This window comes from Fluviispira vulneris (assembly GCF_014281055.1).
In the GTDB taxonomy this organism is placed as follows: Bacteria; Bdellovibrionota_B; Oligoflexia; order Silvanigrellales; family Silvanigrellaceae; genus Silvanigrella; species Silvanigrella vulneris.
Genome location: NZ_JACRSE010000002.1, coordinates 606393 through 621863, shown reverse-complemented (window position 1 = coordinate 621863; position 15471 = coordinate 606393). Strand labels below are relative to the sequence as shown.

General features: G+C 32.5%; 14 protein-coding genes. 8 read left to right on the top strand and 6 right to left on the bottom strand.

Annotation, left to right across the window (positions count from 1 at the left end; all coding sequences use genetic code 11):
* Nucleotides 1–73 precede the first annotated feature (73 nt).
* The 5 genes from H7355_RS06515 (at nucleotide 74) to H7355_RS06495 (ending at nucleotide 3639) form a co-directional block, all read left to right on the top strand.
* Nucleotides 74–967 (top strand): substrate-binding periplasmic protein, encoded by an 894-nt coding sequence (locus H7355_RS06515; protein ID WP_186645914.1) that lies wholly within the window; start codon nucleotides 74–76, stop codon nucleotides 965–967.
* The gene (locus H7355_RS06510; protein ID WP_186645913.1) at nucleotides 968–1948 is read left to right on the top strand and encodes a phosphate/phosphite/phosphonate ABC transporter substrate-binding protein; all 981 of its coding nucleotides are present in this window, start codon (nucleotides 968–970) and stop codon (nucleotides 1946–1948) included. It begins immediately after the preceding gene.
* Nucleotides 1949–2060: 112 nt separating this feature from the next.
* Nucleotides 2061–2441, top strand: a complete 381-nt coding sequence (locus tag H7355_RS06505) for a hypothetical protein (protein WP_186645912.1) — start codon at nucleotides 2061–2063, stop codon at nucleotides 2439–2441.
* A gap of 25 nt (nucleotides 2442–2466) precedes the next feature.
* Nucleotides 2467–2874: a hypothetical protein gene (locus H7355_RS06500; RefSeq protein ID WP_186645911.1), complete on the top strand. Its 408-nt coding sequence runs from the start codon at nucleotides 2467–2469 to the stop codon at nucleotides 2872–2874.
* 129 nt (nucleotides 2875–3003) lie between these two features.
* Nucleotides 3004–3639, top strand: coding sequence for a TetR/AcrR family transcriptional regulator (locus tag H7355_RS06495; protein ID WP_186645910.1), 636 nt, complete (start codon nucleotides 3004–3006; stop codon nucleotides 3637–3639).
* Nucleotides 3640–3865: 226 nt separating this feature from the next.
* Here the strand turns inward: H7355_RS06495 and gatB are convergent, their stop codons facing one another.
* Genes gatB through H7355_RS06480 form a run of 3 tightly spaced genes read right to left on the bottom strand, consistent with a single transcriptional unit; the run spans nucleotide 3866 to nucleotide 7173 of the window.
* On the bottom strand, nucleotides 3866–5365 hold the full coding sequence (gene gatB, locus H7355_RS06490) for an Asp-tRNA(Asn)/Glu-tRNA(Gln) amidotransferase subunit GatB (RefSeq protein ID WP_222435671.1): 1500 nt from the start codon (nucleotides 5363–5365) through the stop codon (nucleotides 3866–3868).
* Nucleotides 5366–5389: 24 nt separating this feature from the next.
* Complete coding sequence (gene gatA / locus H7355_RS06485; protein WP_186645909.1) at nucleotides 5390–6871, bottom strand: Asp-tRNA(Asn)/Glu-tRNA(Gln) amidotransferase subunit GatA; 1482 nt, start codon at nucleotides 6869–6871, stop codon at nucleotides 5390–5392.
* Between the two features lie 20 nt (nucleotides 6872–6891).
* Nucleotides 6892–7173, bottom strand: coding sequence for an Asp-tRNA(Asn)/Glu-tRNA(Gln) amidotransferase subunit GatC (locus H7355_RS06480; RefSeq protein WP_186645908.1), 282 nt, complete (start codon nucleotides 7171–7173; stop codon nucleotides 6892–6894).
* A 175-nt stretch (nucleotides 7174–7348) separates the two neighbouring features.
* Between H7355_RS06480 and cmk the strand changes: the two genes are divergently transcribed.
* A complete protein-coding gene (gene cmk / locus H7355_RS06475; RefSeq protein WP_186645907.1) occupies nucleotides 7349–8020 on the top strand; it encodes a (d)CMP kinase in 672 nt (223 codons plus the stop codon).
* Here the strand turns inward: cmk and H7355_RS06470 are convergent, their stop codons facing one another.
* Both H7355_RS06470 and H7355_RS06465 read right to left on the bottom strand, forming a co-directional pair.
* Nucleotides 8021–11086, bottom strand: a complete 3066-nt coding sequence (locus H7355_RS06470; RefSeq protein WP_186645906.1) for a CotH kinase family protein — start codon at nucleotides 11084–11086, stop codon at nucleotides 8021–8023.
* Nucleotides 11087–11449: 363 nt separating this feature from the next.
* Entirely contained in the window at nucleotides 11450–12481 is a 1032-nt protein-coding gene (locus H7355_RS06465) for an ABC transporter substrate-binding protein (RefSeq protein ID WP_186645905.1), read from the bottom strand.
* Between the two features lie 61 nt (nucleotides 12482–12542).
* On the opposite strand from H7355_RS06465, the gene H7355_RS06460 reads away from it, so the two are divergent.
* Together H7355_RS06460 and H7355_RS06455 are read left to right on the top strand one after the other, a co-directional pair.
* The gene (locus tag H7355_RS06460; RefSeq protein ID WP_186645904.1) at nucleotides 12543–13277 is read left to right on the top strand and encodes an ABC transporter ATP-binding protein; all 735 of its coding nucleotides are present in this window, start codon (nucleotides 12543–12545) and stop codon (nucleotides 13275–13277) included.
* Entirely contained in the window at nucleotides 13270–14058 is a 789-nt protein-coding gene (locus H7355_RS06455) for an ABC transporter permease (protein WP_186645903.1), read from the top strand. Before H7355_RS06460 ends, H7355_RS06455 begins: the two co-directional genes overlap by 8 nt.
* Nucleotides 14059–14108: 50 nt before the next feature.
* Here the strand turns inward: H7355_RS06455 and H7355_RS06450 are convergent, their stop codons facing one another.
* Nucleotides 14109–15461, bottom strand: coding sequence for a competence/damage-inducible protein A (locus tag H7355_RS06450; protein ID WP_186645902.1), 1353 nt, complete (start codon nucleotides 15459–15461; stop codon nucleotides 14109–14111).
* Nucleotides 15462–15471: the final 10 nt, after the last annotated feature.

The window sequence follows — 15471 nt, the reverse complement described above, 5'->3', positions numbered from 1 at the left end:
TACTCTTTCTCACTCATATCTATAAAAAAATTATTCAACATTTGCAGTATAACTTCCCTCAAAGGATACGCCAATGCTGGCTAGAAAATTTCTAAATTTAAAGAAATCGTCAATCGTTATTATAATTCTTTTTCTAATTTTTCAAAAGAATTCTTGCGCAGAAGACAAAAAAATTAAGATCATTGCAGAAGAAGTTGATATGCATTCTTTTTTTGAGGTGATAAAACCTGTTGATCCCAAAGCACCCCCCAAAAAAGAAGATCCTAAAAAGCCAGTTGAAATTGTTGACCCAAATGCTCCACCTAAAGTTGTTGGTTCGGATGTTGATATTGTAACTAAAATATTGCAGAAGTTAAAAATACCATACGAAGTCCAAATCGTGAAATGGAAAGAATTGGAACCCATGATCAAAGAGGGCAAAGCAGATATTGCTTTGGGCATTCAAAAAACAGAGAAATATAAAAAATATGCTTATTTTCCAAGAATTCCCTTGCGCACAAGAAATTATGTTTTCCACAGACTCACAAGTGAAATTGGCAATAAAGAAACTTTAAGTTATGAAGAAGCAGTGGGGCAAAACTTAACAGTAGGTATTGTTGTTGGCTTTACCTATCCAAGTGAGTTCTGGGATAATTATCCATATGAAAAATTACAATTGAACCGATTATTGTATGAAGGACGAGATTACAAAGATCTCGTTATTAAATTAAGACAAAAAAAAATTGATCTCTTTATTGCTGATAGAGAAAGAACAACCATGCTATTAAAAAAAATTGGGGCGGAAGAGTCTGTTTTTAAATACAGAAATGTGCTCTACTGGCGAGATTATTATTGCATCTTCCCAAACAAATCAACTTTTCCTGATAAAGATAAAATTATTCAGCAATTTGAAAGAGAACTTTATAAAATGAAGGAAAGTGATTTGATGACAATTATCAATGAAATGTGGATCGAAAAAGGATATTAAATGATTTTTTATGAATGGAAGAAAAAAGTAACATTTCATGTATGTCTTATTATGAGTTTATTGATCTTAACGAGCTGCACTCAACTCTGTTTAAATTCACCAGAATTGGGTTCTAAAGCTTTGCCAATTGAGTTCTATTTGGAAAGCCCAGATATATTAAATACCGATGAAATTGCTGTTGAAAATTTAGAGAATTGTATTGAAAAAAATTCCGGCTATAGAGTCCATTTTAATTATGCTACAGATGAGAAAGCATTGATCACTGCTATGTCAAGAGGAAATGCACAGTTTGCTCTTATGAGTTCTTTATCCTATATTGGAGCTTCTGAAAAAACTCCACTACAAAGTATATTGTTATTACTTAAAAAAGAATCTCCTTTTACTCGTTCAATTATTTTAGGGAAAAGCTCAACTTGGAAAAATTACTTAATAAAAACAGCATTGCCTTTGAATGTATATTCTTTTCAGAATGAACACACTCTTAATTTTTTTAATAATTCAACTGTTGCTTACACCCATCCTGAAAGCGACGTCGGTTTCTTAATACCTCGAATGTATTTTCTCCAACGTAATATTTTTCCTAGCAGCGCAATTTTTGTTGGTAATTACGATTCTGTTTTGCAAGCTATCGAAGAAAATTTAGCAACAATAGGAGCATTATCAGAAACGTTTTTAGAAAAAAAATTTCCGAATTCTGTTCCTTTTCAAATTGGTTCTCAAATAGGACATTTTACAATACTTGGTATTTCACAGAGTATTCCACTTAAAGTTATTGTTGAGAACCCTAAAATACCTTTAGATATTTCAAAATCTTTAATTAATGGATTAGAAATTTGTGTACAAGAAAATAATTCAGATTTTAAAAAAATATTTGATGCAGATGGTATTCAGAAATCCAATGAAAAATCTTTTTCCTTTACAAAAGAATTATATAATTTCCAACAAGAAAACATACGTATTCTTACACCGCGCATTCCTTAAACATTTTTTAATGTCAATTCTCTGTCCATAAGAAAAAAAATGCCTCACATGATTATTTAATTGGAGCTAACAATAGTACTTGAAAGATTCAATTAATAGATAGGAATACTCCATGCCACTCGCAATTGTACCCAATGATATTGTTTGGACACGCAAAGGGGATCCGACTCGAGTCGAAAAAACTGATCCAAAGACAGGCAAAATAATCCTAGATCCTAATTTTGAAAAAGTTCAAGAAAATGCAAAATTTGGCATACGTAACGGCTTAGAGCCCGCTTTAAAAGACGCTTATATGACCACATTATCTGACCAAGAAAATGAAGATAAGCGACAAGAGATAAGAGATCTTTACGCTAAAATTGAAAGTTTAAAACAAGCCAATGGCAATCCTCGTATTATAAAATATTTAGAGAATGAATTGCAATACAGAATTGTCAGAGAAAAATTTGCACCTGAAAACTTCGCAGTTGATCCGATTACCTTAGGCATTTGAAAGTTTTTTATGAGGAGATAAAAATATGGTTTATATTCCACCACCACAAAAAGGTGCATTTATTCAAGTTGGAGATTATGTTTCTAAAGTTGGAATTTATACGAACCCAGGCGTAGTTGAAGATAAAAGAGACGATGGTACCATTATAATTAACACTGATAAAGATATGATTCAAAAATACCATCGCCATTCCATAACCACGGGCTTGACTCCTGATGAAAAGGACACATTCAATTCCATTATGGATGATATTATGAATCTAGATGTGCAAGCAGATAGAATATTAACTTTACAAGATATCATAGATAAAATGCGCACAGATCCGAGCATGAAAAAAGTTTCAGATTATTTGCGCAATGAACAAGCTCAACTTATCCGCTGGTCGAAAGAGCTCCCAAGGGTTTACGACACACAACCTGAAAAACTCAGATAGATTTTTATTATAAGATATCATCTTGTTATATGCCAATAAGCTTGACTCTCGCCCGATCTTAGGTTACGCACTATCTTACATTTGAGTAATTGATTATTTACTCAATAGAGAAAGTGCAGAAAAATTATCATGCAAACAGAATCCTCTGAACCCAAAGCACAAACTATTGTAAAACGGCAAAGAAAAAACAAAGAAGATCGTTTTGAAGATTTTATCTGTAGTGCAAAAAAAGTTTTTGCTGAAAAGGGTTATGATGCAGCAACCATTCGTGACATTGCTAAAGAAGCTAAATGTTCTGATGGACTTTTGTTTCGTTATTTTAAATCAAAATCAGATCTTCTCATTGCAGTGATAAATAATGGCAGAGTAAACAGTCAAAAAGATATATTAGATTGTCTATGTGATTCAAATAAAATTGAAGATCAAATTTATTTGATTATGAAAATATATATTGAAAAATTTAAAGAAAGTGAGCAACTTTTAAGAGTTATTCTTTCAAGAGCTATCACGGATCCAGAGTTTGACGATTTTAAAATAAGATTTAAAGATATGGATTTCTTAAAACCTCAGATTGAATTTTTCAAACATAGACAATTGATGGGCGATATTTCTTCAAAATGTGATTGCGAAGCTTTGGTTATGATGATTTATTCTTTGGCCTTTATGATAGGCTTTAATCGTCAAGCTTTACTTGGTATTCCACAGGAAGAATGCTTTGAATTGGCAAAACAATATATCGATATTTTTACTGTAGGAATTAGATAAATTTTTGATAAATCAAATTCGAATATTAAATATCCCAAAAGACCTATCCTATTTTTTTCTTTTTTAATACTCTTTGCTTATTAATTTTAGTATGTTAGCCATGAAGAATTTGACAATATGCAAAGAATCAGTTATAGTCATTTTAATGTAAACAGACAATGCGAATAGGTTGGAAACTCCACCGAATTTAAAAAAATTCGGTGGAACCTTATATTTATAATTAAAATTACTTTTTTGATTCAAGTAATTTTTTTAACATTTCATTAACTTTACTTGGGTTTAATTTACCACCAGAAATTTTCATAGTTTGACCTACAAAAAAGCCAAAAAGTTTTTCTTTTCCAGACAAATACTGAGCAAGTTGCTCAGGATTCTCTAAAATAACTTGTTCACAAATTTTAGCTATCGAAGTTTCATCTGAAATTTGAATTAAGTTTTTTTCTTTAACAATTTCAACTGGTGATTTTCCACTTAAAATCATTTCCTCAAAAATTTCTTTAGCAATACGTCCGCTTATTGTTCCTGAAGCTTGTAAACTTAAAAGAGCATTGCTATTTTCTAAAGAAACAGGAACCTGTTGCAATTCATCCAGAGAAATTCCCTTTTCTTCTGCAAAAACCTTACTCGCTCTCATAACATCTGTCATAAAATAATTTGAGATATTTTTAGGATCAACTTTACCAAGCAATGAATTAACTAATGATTCAAAATAAGCACTATTAATTCTTGAAGATGTGATGACCTTGGCGTCGTATTCAGGAAGTCCATACTTTTCTATAAAACGTGCTGCTTTGCTTTCTGGTAACTCAGGCATTTGACTTCTGACTTTTTCAATTCTCTCTTTAGATACAACGAGCGGAGGCAAATCTGGCTCTGGAAAATATCGATAATCTTTTGCTGATTCTTTACTACGTTGACCAATTGTTATGTTTTTATCGCTATCATATCCTCTCGTTTCCATATGAATTGTACCGCCTGATTCGAGCACTTCGAATTGGCGTTCCACTTCATATGCAATAGCTTTTTCTAAATATTTAAATGAGTTCACATTTTTAATTTCACAGCGTTGGCCAAGTACATTTGAACCCTTTGGCTTAATAGAAACATTGGCATCCGCACGAAAATTTCCTCGCTCTAAATCACCCTCAGAAATATCTAAATTAACAACATAGCTATGTAATTTTCGCAAATAATCACTAGCTTCTTCTGGAGAAGTCATATCTGGAGCACTGACAATTTCAATCAGCCCCACTCCGGAGCGGTTGTAATCAACGAGTGAAGTAGCACCTACGTGAATATTTTTACCTGCATCTTCTTCAATTTGCACACGCTCAATTCTCACTTTTTTACCACTTGCAAGTTGAAGTTCACCGCCAAAACAAATGGGTTTATCATATTGAGTGATTTGATATCCCTTAGGTAAGTCAGGGTAAAAATAATTTTTCCGTGCAAAAACACTCACGGGTTGGATGTCACTTTTAAGCGCCAATCCCATACGGATAGCTAAGTTTACACACTCTTCATTAATTGTTGGTAAAGCTCCTGGTAATCCTAAACAAGTCGGATCAATATTAGAATTAGGTGAATCGCCATATGCATTTTTGGCATAGCTAAACATTTTACTTTTGGTTGCTAATTGACAGTGTACTTCAATACCAATAACAACATCATATTTTTTCATTATCTCAAGTACTTTTGGATAACTTGTTAAATTATTTTCGCTCATAAATTTTGTTACCTTTAGAAGAGTTCAGACCAGTGCTGTTGTTCCAACCAGTTTTGCTTTTTCGAGAGCTGCAGCAAACGCAATCAATTCAGCATCCCTTCCCTTAGCAGCCATAAACTGAAGCCCAACAGGTAAGCATCCTTCTTTCACTTTTGCCGGCAAAGATATTGCGGGAATTCCTGTTAAGTTAGCGGGAATAGTAAAAACATCATACAGATACTCTTTGAGTGGATCATGAGAATTTTCACCAAATTTAAATGCACTTGTAGGTGCTGTAGGCATATAAATAAAATCTAATTCTTCAAAAACTGCTGCAAACTCCTTCGCCATCATATCACGCACAGCGAGAGCTCGCCCATAAAAGGCATCATAGTAACCAGCACTTAAAGTAAATGTCCCTAGCATAATTCTACGCTTCACTTCGGCACCAAAACCCTCTGAACGAGACTTACTGTACAGGTCTGCTAAATCATCGGTATTTTCAGCTCGGTGACCGAAGCGAATGCCATCAAAGCGCGATAAATTGCTCGAAGCTTCTGCACAGGCAATGACATAATAAACACTTAAAGTGTGAGACAAAGACGGAATTTCAATATCTACGAATTCAACACCTTGTTTTTTTAAACTTTCTTCTAGATTTGTAAACTGTTCGGAGACATTTTCATCCAATCCAGATTTTAATAGACTACGGATAACTCCTACTTTTTTTCCTTTCAGAGTTGCTTTTTCTATTTGAGATTCATAACAGCCTCTAAGTGTCGTGGCATCAAGTGGATCTTCATGCCCTATCACTTTGAGAACGAGGTCGAGATCTTCAACCGTTCTAGCAAAGGGCGAAATCTGATCGAGACTTGAGCCAAACGCAACGAGACCATAGCGTGAAACTCGCCCATAAGTGGGTTTGAAGCCAAATATGCCACAAAAAGCTGCTGGTTCTCGGACACTCCCACCTGTATCAGAACCCAATGAAATAGGAGCAAAACCTGCCGCACAAGCAACGGATGAGCCACCGCTCGATCCCCCACTCACGCGGTTGAGATCGTGAGGATTCTTAACTGCTCCATGCGCACTGTGTTCATTTGCAGAACCCATAGCAAATTCATCCATATTCGCACTCGCTATAAGTATGGCTCCTGCTTTTTCTAATGAGGCGATAGCTGTGGCATCGAATTGACCACGATAACCTTTCAGCATTTTTGAGGCACATTCTACTGAAAAACCAATCTTTTGAATATTTTCTTTTATGACAACAGGAACTCCATAAAGAAGTTGGTCGGCTTCAGGCTTTTTGCTTTCCAATTCCTTTGCTCGGGCAAATGCATATTCTTTTTGAAGATTTGTCAAAGCATTCAATTCAGGGTTTTGCTTTTCTATGTGCTCAAACAGTTCTTCCAAATATTGACTGGGTTTTCTTTCTCCCGTCCGGAATGCTTTTGCCAAAGAATAAGCTGAATGCTGATTTATATTATTGACAAATTCAGAACTAAATTTATTTTTATGACTCATAATGAATTCTCTTATTCTTATTAAGTTGATGATGCTAATATAGCCGGAACTCTTAGAAAAACACCTTCCCTATCGGGAGCTTGCGCAAGAAAATCCGGCGTAGCGATCGTATTTTTAGCTTCATCGGGGCGCATTCTCGAAAGAGATTCATCGGCAGCAAGCCCTTTTGCTAGACCAAGCGCTGAGCGGGCATCACCGGAAAGCTCCTCAGGCAACGGCACCTGTGAGAGTGCTTCAAAGGCTTGAAGAATTTTAGCTAGTTCTTTTTGATAACGTGTTATTTCATCTTCTGACAGATGCAATCTGCTCAGTTCAGCTATACGTTTTACGGATTCACGTGAAAAATCAGTTGTCATAAATGAAAAATCCTTTCAAAGCTATCCAATAGACAATTTGTTAAACTAAACTGACATGAGCATTGAATCAACCAACAAATGCATTTATGGATAAAGCGACGCGTAAAAAATGGAGACTCTCATGAGAATTGCAATTTCAGGACATAGCGGATGCGGCAACACAACAGCAACAACAAATGTTGGTAAAGCTCTTCAGCTCAAAATAGTAAACTACACATTCCGCGATTTAGCGCGTGATTTATCTTTAAATTTTGAAGAAATTCACAAAGAAGCAAGTACAAATCTTATCTATGATTATTTAACAGATTTAACTCTTATTCGAAACGCAATTTCCAATGAAAATATTGTCGTTGGAACCCGCTTAGCAGCTTGGTTAATGGATGCAGAACTGCGCATCTGGTTACATGCCCCTCTCGAAACGAGAGCGACTCGTATCAATCGGCGCGAAAGTGAGAAAGAATCGAGTTATGAGCAAGTTCTTTATAAAACATTGAAGCGAGACGAGCAAAATAGAAAAAGATATTTAAGACTTTATGGCTTAGATATCGATGATCACAGTGACTTTGACGTGACAATCAACACTGAAAAACTCACTGCCGATCAAGTTTCAAGTCTTATTGTTGCTGCTGCAAAATGGGCTAAAAAAAGCCAATTGGAGCGAACAAACTTACATCTTTCCCGCATTCAAGAAATCATTGCAGAAAATCTACAACTGCCTATCGAAGCAGTGCAGGATCCTAAATTTCCAATTGATGTACTGGAAATTTATCAAAGGCTCAAAAGGATCAAATGATCATTTTGAGCTTTTTTCTTTAAGAACAATCGCATCGGAAACAGGTCTTGGTATTCCTGAACAATAACCTCTCCATGAGCCACTGACATTCATTTTTAAGCCATGCGCGATCATATTAGCTGAACTTCCTCCATCTAAATTAATAGCATCATCACACTTTAAATGATTGACAAGATAATCGGATAATTCATTTATTCTCATGCCAAAGGAGGTTCTTTGCCGTCCATCGACCAATACCAAGGACCACTTAGATTCAACAATATCTCCATTTTTTAGATCTTTTCTAAAGCACAACGCAGTTCTTGGATGCTTTTTTCCATAAAAATCTACATCAAGGTATTGAGGAAGATTTTTTACTTTCCGTGTAGAATCGATGAATACATTACGAATATTTCCTACAGATTTAACCACAGCGGTTTTCTTATTCAAGACAAGAGCCTGAACTTTACCACGAATAAAAGTCATATTATCAAATATATTAGTAGGTTTATTATTAGCATCTAAATATTCATATATAGCGTGCAGTGGTGTGCCAACCTGTAGATTTTCAATTTCTTTCATCAATTCGCTATTTTTTATATATTCTTTGCTTATAGAAACGACAAAACCATTTTTAGGTATAATGTTATTCCCTTTATGAGTAATCTCTCGAATATAATTATTTTCTACGATTATTTCTAAACCGTCATCTGGAGTTCTGGTTCTATCCGAAAAAGTATCAAAGTAGATCACAATGTTTTGAGTTTCTCTTTTTAGAGTAATATTCTTACTTATGTAATCCGGACTTCCATCTTGATCGATTGCATCGGAGCGAAAGACATTTATTTTTGGCGAAGATAAAACAAAATTTGAATCAATCTTTTTAAGATTTTTAAAAAGCGATGTGCCTGTCCCTGTTACAACATCCCAAACGACTTTAACTCTATCAATTATATATTCACCTTTTTCATTCCACCCAACAACATCTGATAAATTTTCTTCAGATGTATACCATTTATTATTTATTTTTAATATTCCAATTGGTAATGTAACAACACCATCTTTGGGATAATAACCTTCTTTATCACAGGTATGAATCATTCTGTCATTAAATACTTTAAAATGATTATTAATATCGTTATCATCTAAATGGTTATCTTGATAATGCACAAATTTTCCATTGTACCAGTATTCAAAAAAACCACCTGTAAGACCGGCTATATTATTTTTATCTTGTGCATAAAGATCTGTTATTGTTAATGCAGCATTATTAAAAATATTACGATCAAAGTTTGAATCACTTTGTCCAGTGATATGTTCTTTTGTTTCTATAGAAAGTTGTACTTGTTTAGGGTCAAAATGAATAACATTGATATTGGAGTGATCACGAACGCTTTGTTTTTTCTTATATTTAATAATCTCTTTTGTATCAATTTTCAAAAATTCTTTTTCGACAAAGCTAAGGCGGTTGTCTATCCAACCCATCAATTGATTTAAATCATAAGTAGAAAATTTACTGCCTGAACGGGATGACCAACGCTTAAACTCCCTTGCATAAGCCCCATTTTCATCTAAAATATTAAAATTTTCACTTAACTCTTTTTTAATGCGGATATTACTAAAATGTCCATTATAATGTTCTTTATTTTCTAGCCAATATTTATTAAACTCATCTTTAAAGCTAACATGAGTTCCATAAGATCTTGTATAACAAGTCAAAAGACTTGCCTGATTTTCTAACGGAACATTATATGGAGGTTTTGTAAATATTCCGTTATAATTATATATTTTATTATAGTTATTCACGTCAAACTGAAATACAATTTCTTTTTTCCAACCCATTGCTCCTAAGGACATATCTAGATCCCAAGGTATGTAATATATTTTAAAATTGGGCAAGAACATATGTTCTTTATTCCATAATTCACTTTTACTTAAAGCTGGGTGAATGGCTAAATGAACATTATTCGTTATATTATCGACCGCTTGCAAAGCCAATATCGTTGATAAATACGCAAACCCATATTTTTTATCAATTAAATTAACATAATCTGGGTGACACAAAACATTTCGATTCGCAAATGGAGCTAAACCTGAAGCATTGTTATGTAACTTTCCTTCACTAAAAAAATCAACTTTTTGACCAAGCAATGCTTCGCTTAATGATTTTTCATTACTTTTTTTAATGGAGTAAAGATTCTGTGCATTCATTTCAAGCATCGAATATTTATTCTCATCTTTGTTTTCAAAAACTAAGTCCGATGGATTGAGCGTGTTCATGAGAGCATACACCCCAACGTACTCACCTTCGATAAATACATCTACATAATGCATACGAATGGTTTCATGAATCTCATTACCCAAGATTTGTCTATTGAATAGATCGTGAGCAAACTTTTCTCTTAAAAAAGATGAGTCATTGTATGAAGACAACAAACTATATTCATTCGATTTAGAGTATATTTTCAAATTATCTTTCAAATAATTTGAAAAATTGTCATCACCATAGATCGCATAAGAAGATTTTGGGTTTTTTACACTCCCCTTCCCTCTTATATTTATCTTTATGTCAGCATTAAAAATATTTTCATCATTATATTTTGTAATTGAAATACTATTATTTCTTATTACTGGATGTTTTAAAATATTATTCTCTTTAATTTCTAAAATTGGCAAACGGGAAAAAGTTAATAGAAAAACTTTTTCATCTGTTGAGTTTACCTTATTCTTAATATGAATCGGAATTTCGATTGGCAATTCATTCTTATAAGCACTTAAAATATCCGCTATGGTCACAATCGAGTTTTTCATTAAGATCTTATTCACATATAGATCATAATTTGACTCATATTGAAATATAATTTCATCTTTATTTTTTTCAAGTTCACTGATTTTTTTCAAACCATGAACAATTATAATTCCATTCTTATTATCTATATAAACTTTTCTTTTAGCATTTGTATGCGGGACGAAATAAGTATTAGCATTTTTTAATAATATTTCTTTTTTTTGCAATTTACCACAAGAAACAAGTAAAATCGCTAAAGAACAGACTAAAATTTTTCTTATTTTAATTTCATAACACACGGTTTCACCTAAGTATTTAAATTTTTAACACAAAAAAAACAACTATTTTTAAAAATTAAAAATAGTAGATATACATATATAATTTTTACCTAATTATTTAATTCAAATTCCTTTCTAAAGATTAATTACAAACAGACTTTAAACAAATAAACACCTATAAGAAAATTCTTATGATCCTTGGTTAATTCAAATGATATACAAAATCAAGAAAAGAACATAAATACATTCTCTCTAAAATATTTAATTTTTTAAATAATATTATTAATAGGTATTTTAAGGTAAATTTTAGAAATTATAAATTAACAAGAATATAAAAAATTATTTTTTAATATTAATTTATTAGAAAAAATATAACAAAATAAATTATTTGTTTAAATATTTCAACGTATAAATGGATTTATAATCTACATTTTCATCAAAAACTTGATATTTGATAAGCATATTCATAAATTCAGACCAACGTTTATCTGTCATCGCGCCAATTCCAAATTGATTTGTATCCTCTCCTGTTAAAATTTTTTCACTTATGAGCTTATTATGAGCAAATTTTAGCAAATCATCTGTCATATTTGGATTAGCTTTTTTGATAAGATCATTTCCTAAAACGGGATTTTCTAGATAATTTCTCCATCCTTCAATTGATGCTTGGATAAATTTTCCAACCTCTTCGGGATGCTCTCTTTCAAATTTTAGAGTTGTGGTCATCAACTCTCCATATCCAGAAAAGCCATAATCTGACAAAAGCAAGGTAACAGGTTTAAAACCATATTTTTTTTCGATTAAGTAAGGCTCTGATGTTAAAAGACCTTCTTGGACAGAATTTTTATCTTGTAAAAATGGGGTTAAAGAATGGGAATAAGATCTTTTCTGGCTGTCAGAATAGCCAAAGCGCCCAACTAAAAATCCCCAGATTGAAGCCGTTGTGGGCGCAGAAATAAAGATAGGTTTGTTTTTTAAACTCTCCATTGTATCATTTCCAACATGAGGATGTGCTAATAAAACTTGAATATCTTTTTGAAAGATAGCAGCGACACTGATTAGAGGTAATTTTTGTTTTGCTGCGCTTATCATCATATAAGAATTGGGCATATAAAATTGTACTTCATCAGCTAAGAGGAGCTGTAATCCATTGACTTGCGGACCACCCATTTTTATTTTTACGTTGAGTCCATATTTTTTATAAATACCTGCTGCAACTGCTTGATAAAATCCTCCATGCTCCGCTTGGGCAAACCAATCGGTTCCAAGTGTTAAAGAAAATAAATCGTTTTCATCATTTTCTTGAATTTTTTTCTCTTTTTTTGCTCCTAGGACATAAATAACAATCCCTGCTATTATTAGTAGCAAAATAAAATATGGTACACTTCTAAATTCTGATTTAAGATATTTTCTCATTGACATTATCCTATGGAAATATGTTGTGCTAAATGAAACACTCCTGAAAAAGAGATAACAAGTGAACTTTATCAAATTAGAGAACGTGAGTAAAACATATAAAAATCTAACTGTACTAAAAAATGTGACAATGGAAATTGAAAAAGGTGAGTTTATAGGAATTTTAGGTCCCTCAGGTTGTGGTAAATCTACTCTTCTCACACTGATTTCAGGTCTAGAAAAAATATCTTCAGGTAACTTAAAAAATAATTCTACAAAAAGAAAATCAGCGTTTGTTTTTCAGGATTCATGTCTGATGCCTTGGAAAAATCTAGAACAAAATATAGCAATACCTCTAGAAATTTTGAATGCACCACAAAAAGAAATTGATGAAAAAGTAAATAAATATTTACAAATATTAGACTTGCAAAAATTTAGAAAACATTTTCCAAGAGAACTATCAGGAGGAATGAAAATGCGTGCTTCTATAGCGCGCGCTCTCATCACAGATCCTGAGGTTATACTTTGGGATGAACCATTTGCGGCTCTTGATCAAATTATGCGAGAAAGACTCGCAGATGAAATATATGAAATATATTTAACAAAAAAATTAACAAGTGTATTTGTTACGCATAATATTGCTGAAGCTGTTTCCTTATGCAATCGTATCTATATTTTTTCTGAACATCCTGGAAAAATTATAGGTCAAATTAAAATTGAAAAAGAAAAAACCAGTATTAAAAACTATAGAAACTCGGAAGAATTTCATAATAATTGTGTCATAATCCGTAAGATATTGGAAAACCAAAATGTCTAAAATAAAATCTAAAATCTCCTCAATTATTTATCCTTTTATTTTTCTTATTGTTATTTTTATTTGTTGGCAAAGTATTATTATTATTTTTCATATACCAAAATATTTTCTCCCCGCTCCACTCGATGTATTTATCGCACTTATAATCTATTTAAAAACTTTTGTTTATGCAACATTAATTACATTAAGTGTAACATTTCTAGCAATTTTTTTATCAATTCTGTCTGGTGTTTTCATTGCGATCAGTGTATTTCAATTTAAAAGTCTCGACAAAGCTATCTCTCCATTTATCGTTATCTTGCAAACAACTCCTATAGTTTCAATTATTCCATTATTAATTATTTGGTTTAAAAGTAATACTTTTTTAACCTTGGTTATTTGTGCATGGATTGCATGTATCTTCCCTATAATTTCTTCAACTCTTTCTGGACTCAAAAGTACGGACAATTCGTTGATCAAAATTTTTAAAATTTACGGTGCTTCAAATACATTTATTCTGAAAAAATTATTTATTCCATCGGCTCTACCTTCATTTTTAAATGGATTAAAAATTTCAGGAGCGTTGGCCCTAATAGGAGGAATTTCAGCTGAGTTTATTGCAGGCACAGGAGGAAAAGCATCAGGAATAGCGTATATTTTATTAATGGCGGGATACAATTTAGAAACAGACAAATTATTTGCAGCATTATTTATAATCACAGCATTAGGGGTTGTCATTTACAGTCTATTCCACTTTATATCTTATCTCTTACTCAGAAAATGGCATGAAAGTTATGCTCATTGAGAACAGAGTCTGTTACGTTCCTAAGGGAAGAGACACTCGCACCCACTTTTTTATAAAACTGCGGAGAGAGAACAAAGCAAATAATGACTTGCTCTAGTTTTTTGCACATCTGGAGTGTGACGTTGATTTGATTTTATAAAACATGAGAAAACATAAACATCCTGATTATTTATATTTTCAATTTTTTTCCAAGAAAATTTTGTAAGAAGTTCTTTTATTTTTTCTATATTATCTAAACTTTTCTTTCTAAAAGCCATGGACAAATAAAATCCTTCTTTTTTATCTGAGTTTGAATCGAAGTGTGTCGCTTCTTTATTTTCACTTTCCGAAAGGGAAATATCTGAGTTAAATTTTTCTATGGTCGATAAAGACATTGCAATCACGAGATCTTCAGTTGATTTTATTTTATTTTCTTCAGAATTAAATAATATATTATTTCTAATACTGTTATTACTTGTAATTATCGATCCTAAAAAATATTTTGAACTTTTATTTAAGGAACTCAATTCTTTACTTAAATATCCAGCACATGAACTCTCTGCAAATGCAATACTTAATTTTAAGTTTTCGAGACGATCTAAAATATAATTAGGGACTTTTTTATCTTCAGCATATAAAATATGTTTAGAAAATGCTTGCTCTACTTCGTTTGAATAAACCGCATTTAAATAATTTTCACATTCCAGCTTTTCACTGACAGATTTAGGAAAAAGAGTAATACCATAAGACACATAATAAGGATGAGCTTGGTAGGAAACAACAGCATTGGGATATTTTGTTATGAGAGATTTTTCTGCCTTTTCAATTGCAGTCTGCATAAAGGATTCACCCATAATAAAAACTTGCCAATTTTTTACGACGGGCATTGATGTTTGATCTGTTAAATTAGGCAAAACAAATTCTAAAAACATGGGTTCCATTTCATAAGGAACACCTGGTAAAGAATAAATTTTAAGTGTTTTACCAAATTTTTTACCTGTCGTGCAAAAGCCTGCGGCTGTGCCAAGTTTATTTGGTAAGAGTTCACATCCCTGTGGGAGAAGTGCCTGCTTTTTATTGCTTTCAGGAATAGATTCCCTCCCAGATTTAATAAAAAAAGCAGCACAGGCTTCCCAGGCTTCTTCATTAAATTGAACTGGGACATTGAAAAATTGTGCTACAACTTCTGCTGTTAAATCATCTGAAGTTGGCCCCAAACCTCCTGTCATTAAAATTACATCGCATCGCTCGGCTAAATAATTCAGACAGTCTTTCAGATCTGTTATTAAGTCAGAACACATCATTGATGCTTTGACAGAAACGCCTATTCTCCGCAAATGCATACCCATAAATGGACCATTCGTATCTTTTGTTTTTGCAGAAAGGACTTCATTGCCTGTAATTAAAAAACCAGCTGTTTTCATGCTCACCTCA

What these genes read in the sequence shown, in the direction of transcription:
- H7355_RS06515 (WP_186645914.1), top strand. Translation starts at nt 74, where the DNA reads ATGCTGGCTAGAAAATTTCTAAATTTAAAGAAATCGTCAATCGTTATT.
- H7355_RS06510 (WP_186645913.1), top strand. Translation starts at nt 968, where the DNA reads ATGATTTTTTATGAATGGAAGAAAAAAGTAACATTTCATGTATGTCTT.
- H7355_RS06505 (WP_186645912.1), top strand. Translation starts at nt 2,061, where the DNA reads ATGCCACTCGCAATTGTACCCAATGATATTGTTTGGACACGCAAAGGG.
- H7355_RS06500 (WP_186645911.1), top strand. Translation starts at nt 2,467, where the DNA reads ATGGTTTATATTCCACCACCACAAAAAGGTGCATTTATTCAAGTTGGA.
- H7355_RS06495 (WP_186645910.1), top strand. Translation starts at nt 3,004, where the DNA reads ATGCAAACAGAATCCTCTGAACCCAAAGCACAAACTATTGTAAAACGG.
- gatB (WP_222435671.1), bottom strand. Translation starts at nt 5,365, where the DNA reads ATGAGCGAAAATAATTTAACAAGTTATCCAAAAGTACTTGAGATAATG.
- gatA (WP_186645909.1), bottom strand. Translation starts at nt 6,871, where the DNA reads ATGAGTCATAAAAATAAATTTAGTTCTGAATTTGTCAATAATATAAAT.
- cmk (WP_186645907.1), top strand. Translation starts at nt 7,349, where the DNA reads ATGAGAATTGCAATTTCAGGACATAGCGGATGCGGCAACACAACAGCA.
- H7355_RS06465 (WP_186645905.1), bottom strand. Translation starts at nt 12,481, where the DNA reads ATGAGAAAATATCTTAAATCAGAATTTAGAAGTGTACCATATTTTATT.
- H7355_RS06455 (WP_186645903.1), top strand. Translation starts at nt 13,270, where the DNA reads ATGTCTAAAATAAAATCTAAAATCTCCTCAATTATTTATCCTTTTATT.
- H7355_RS06450 (WP_186645902.1), bottom strand. Translation starts at nt 15,461, where the DNA reads ATGAAAACAGCTGGTTTTTTAATTACAGGCAATGAAGTCCTTTCTGCA.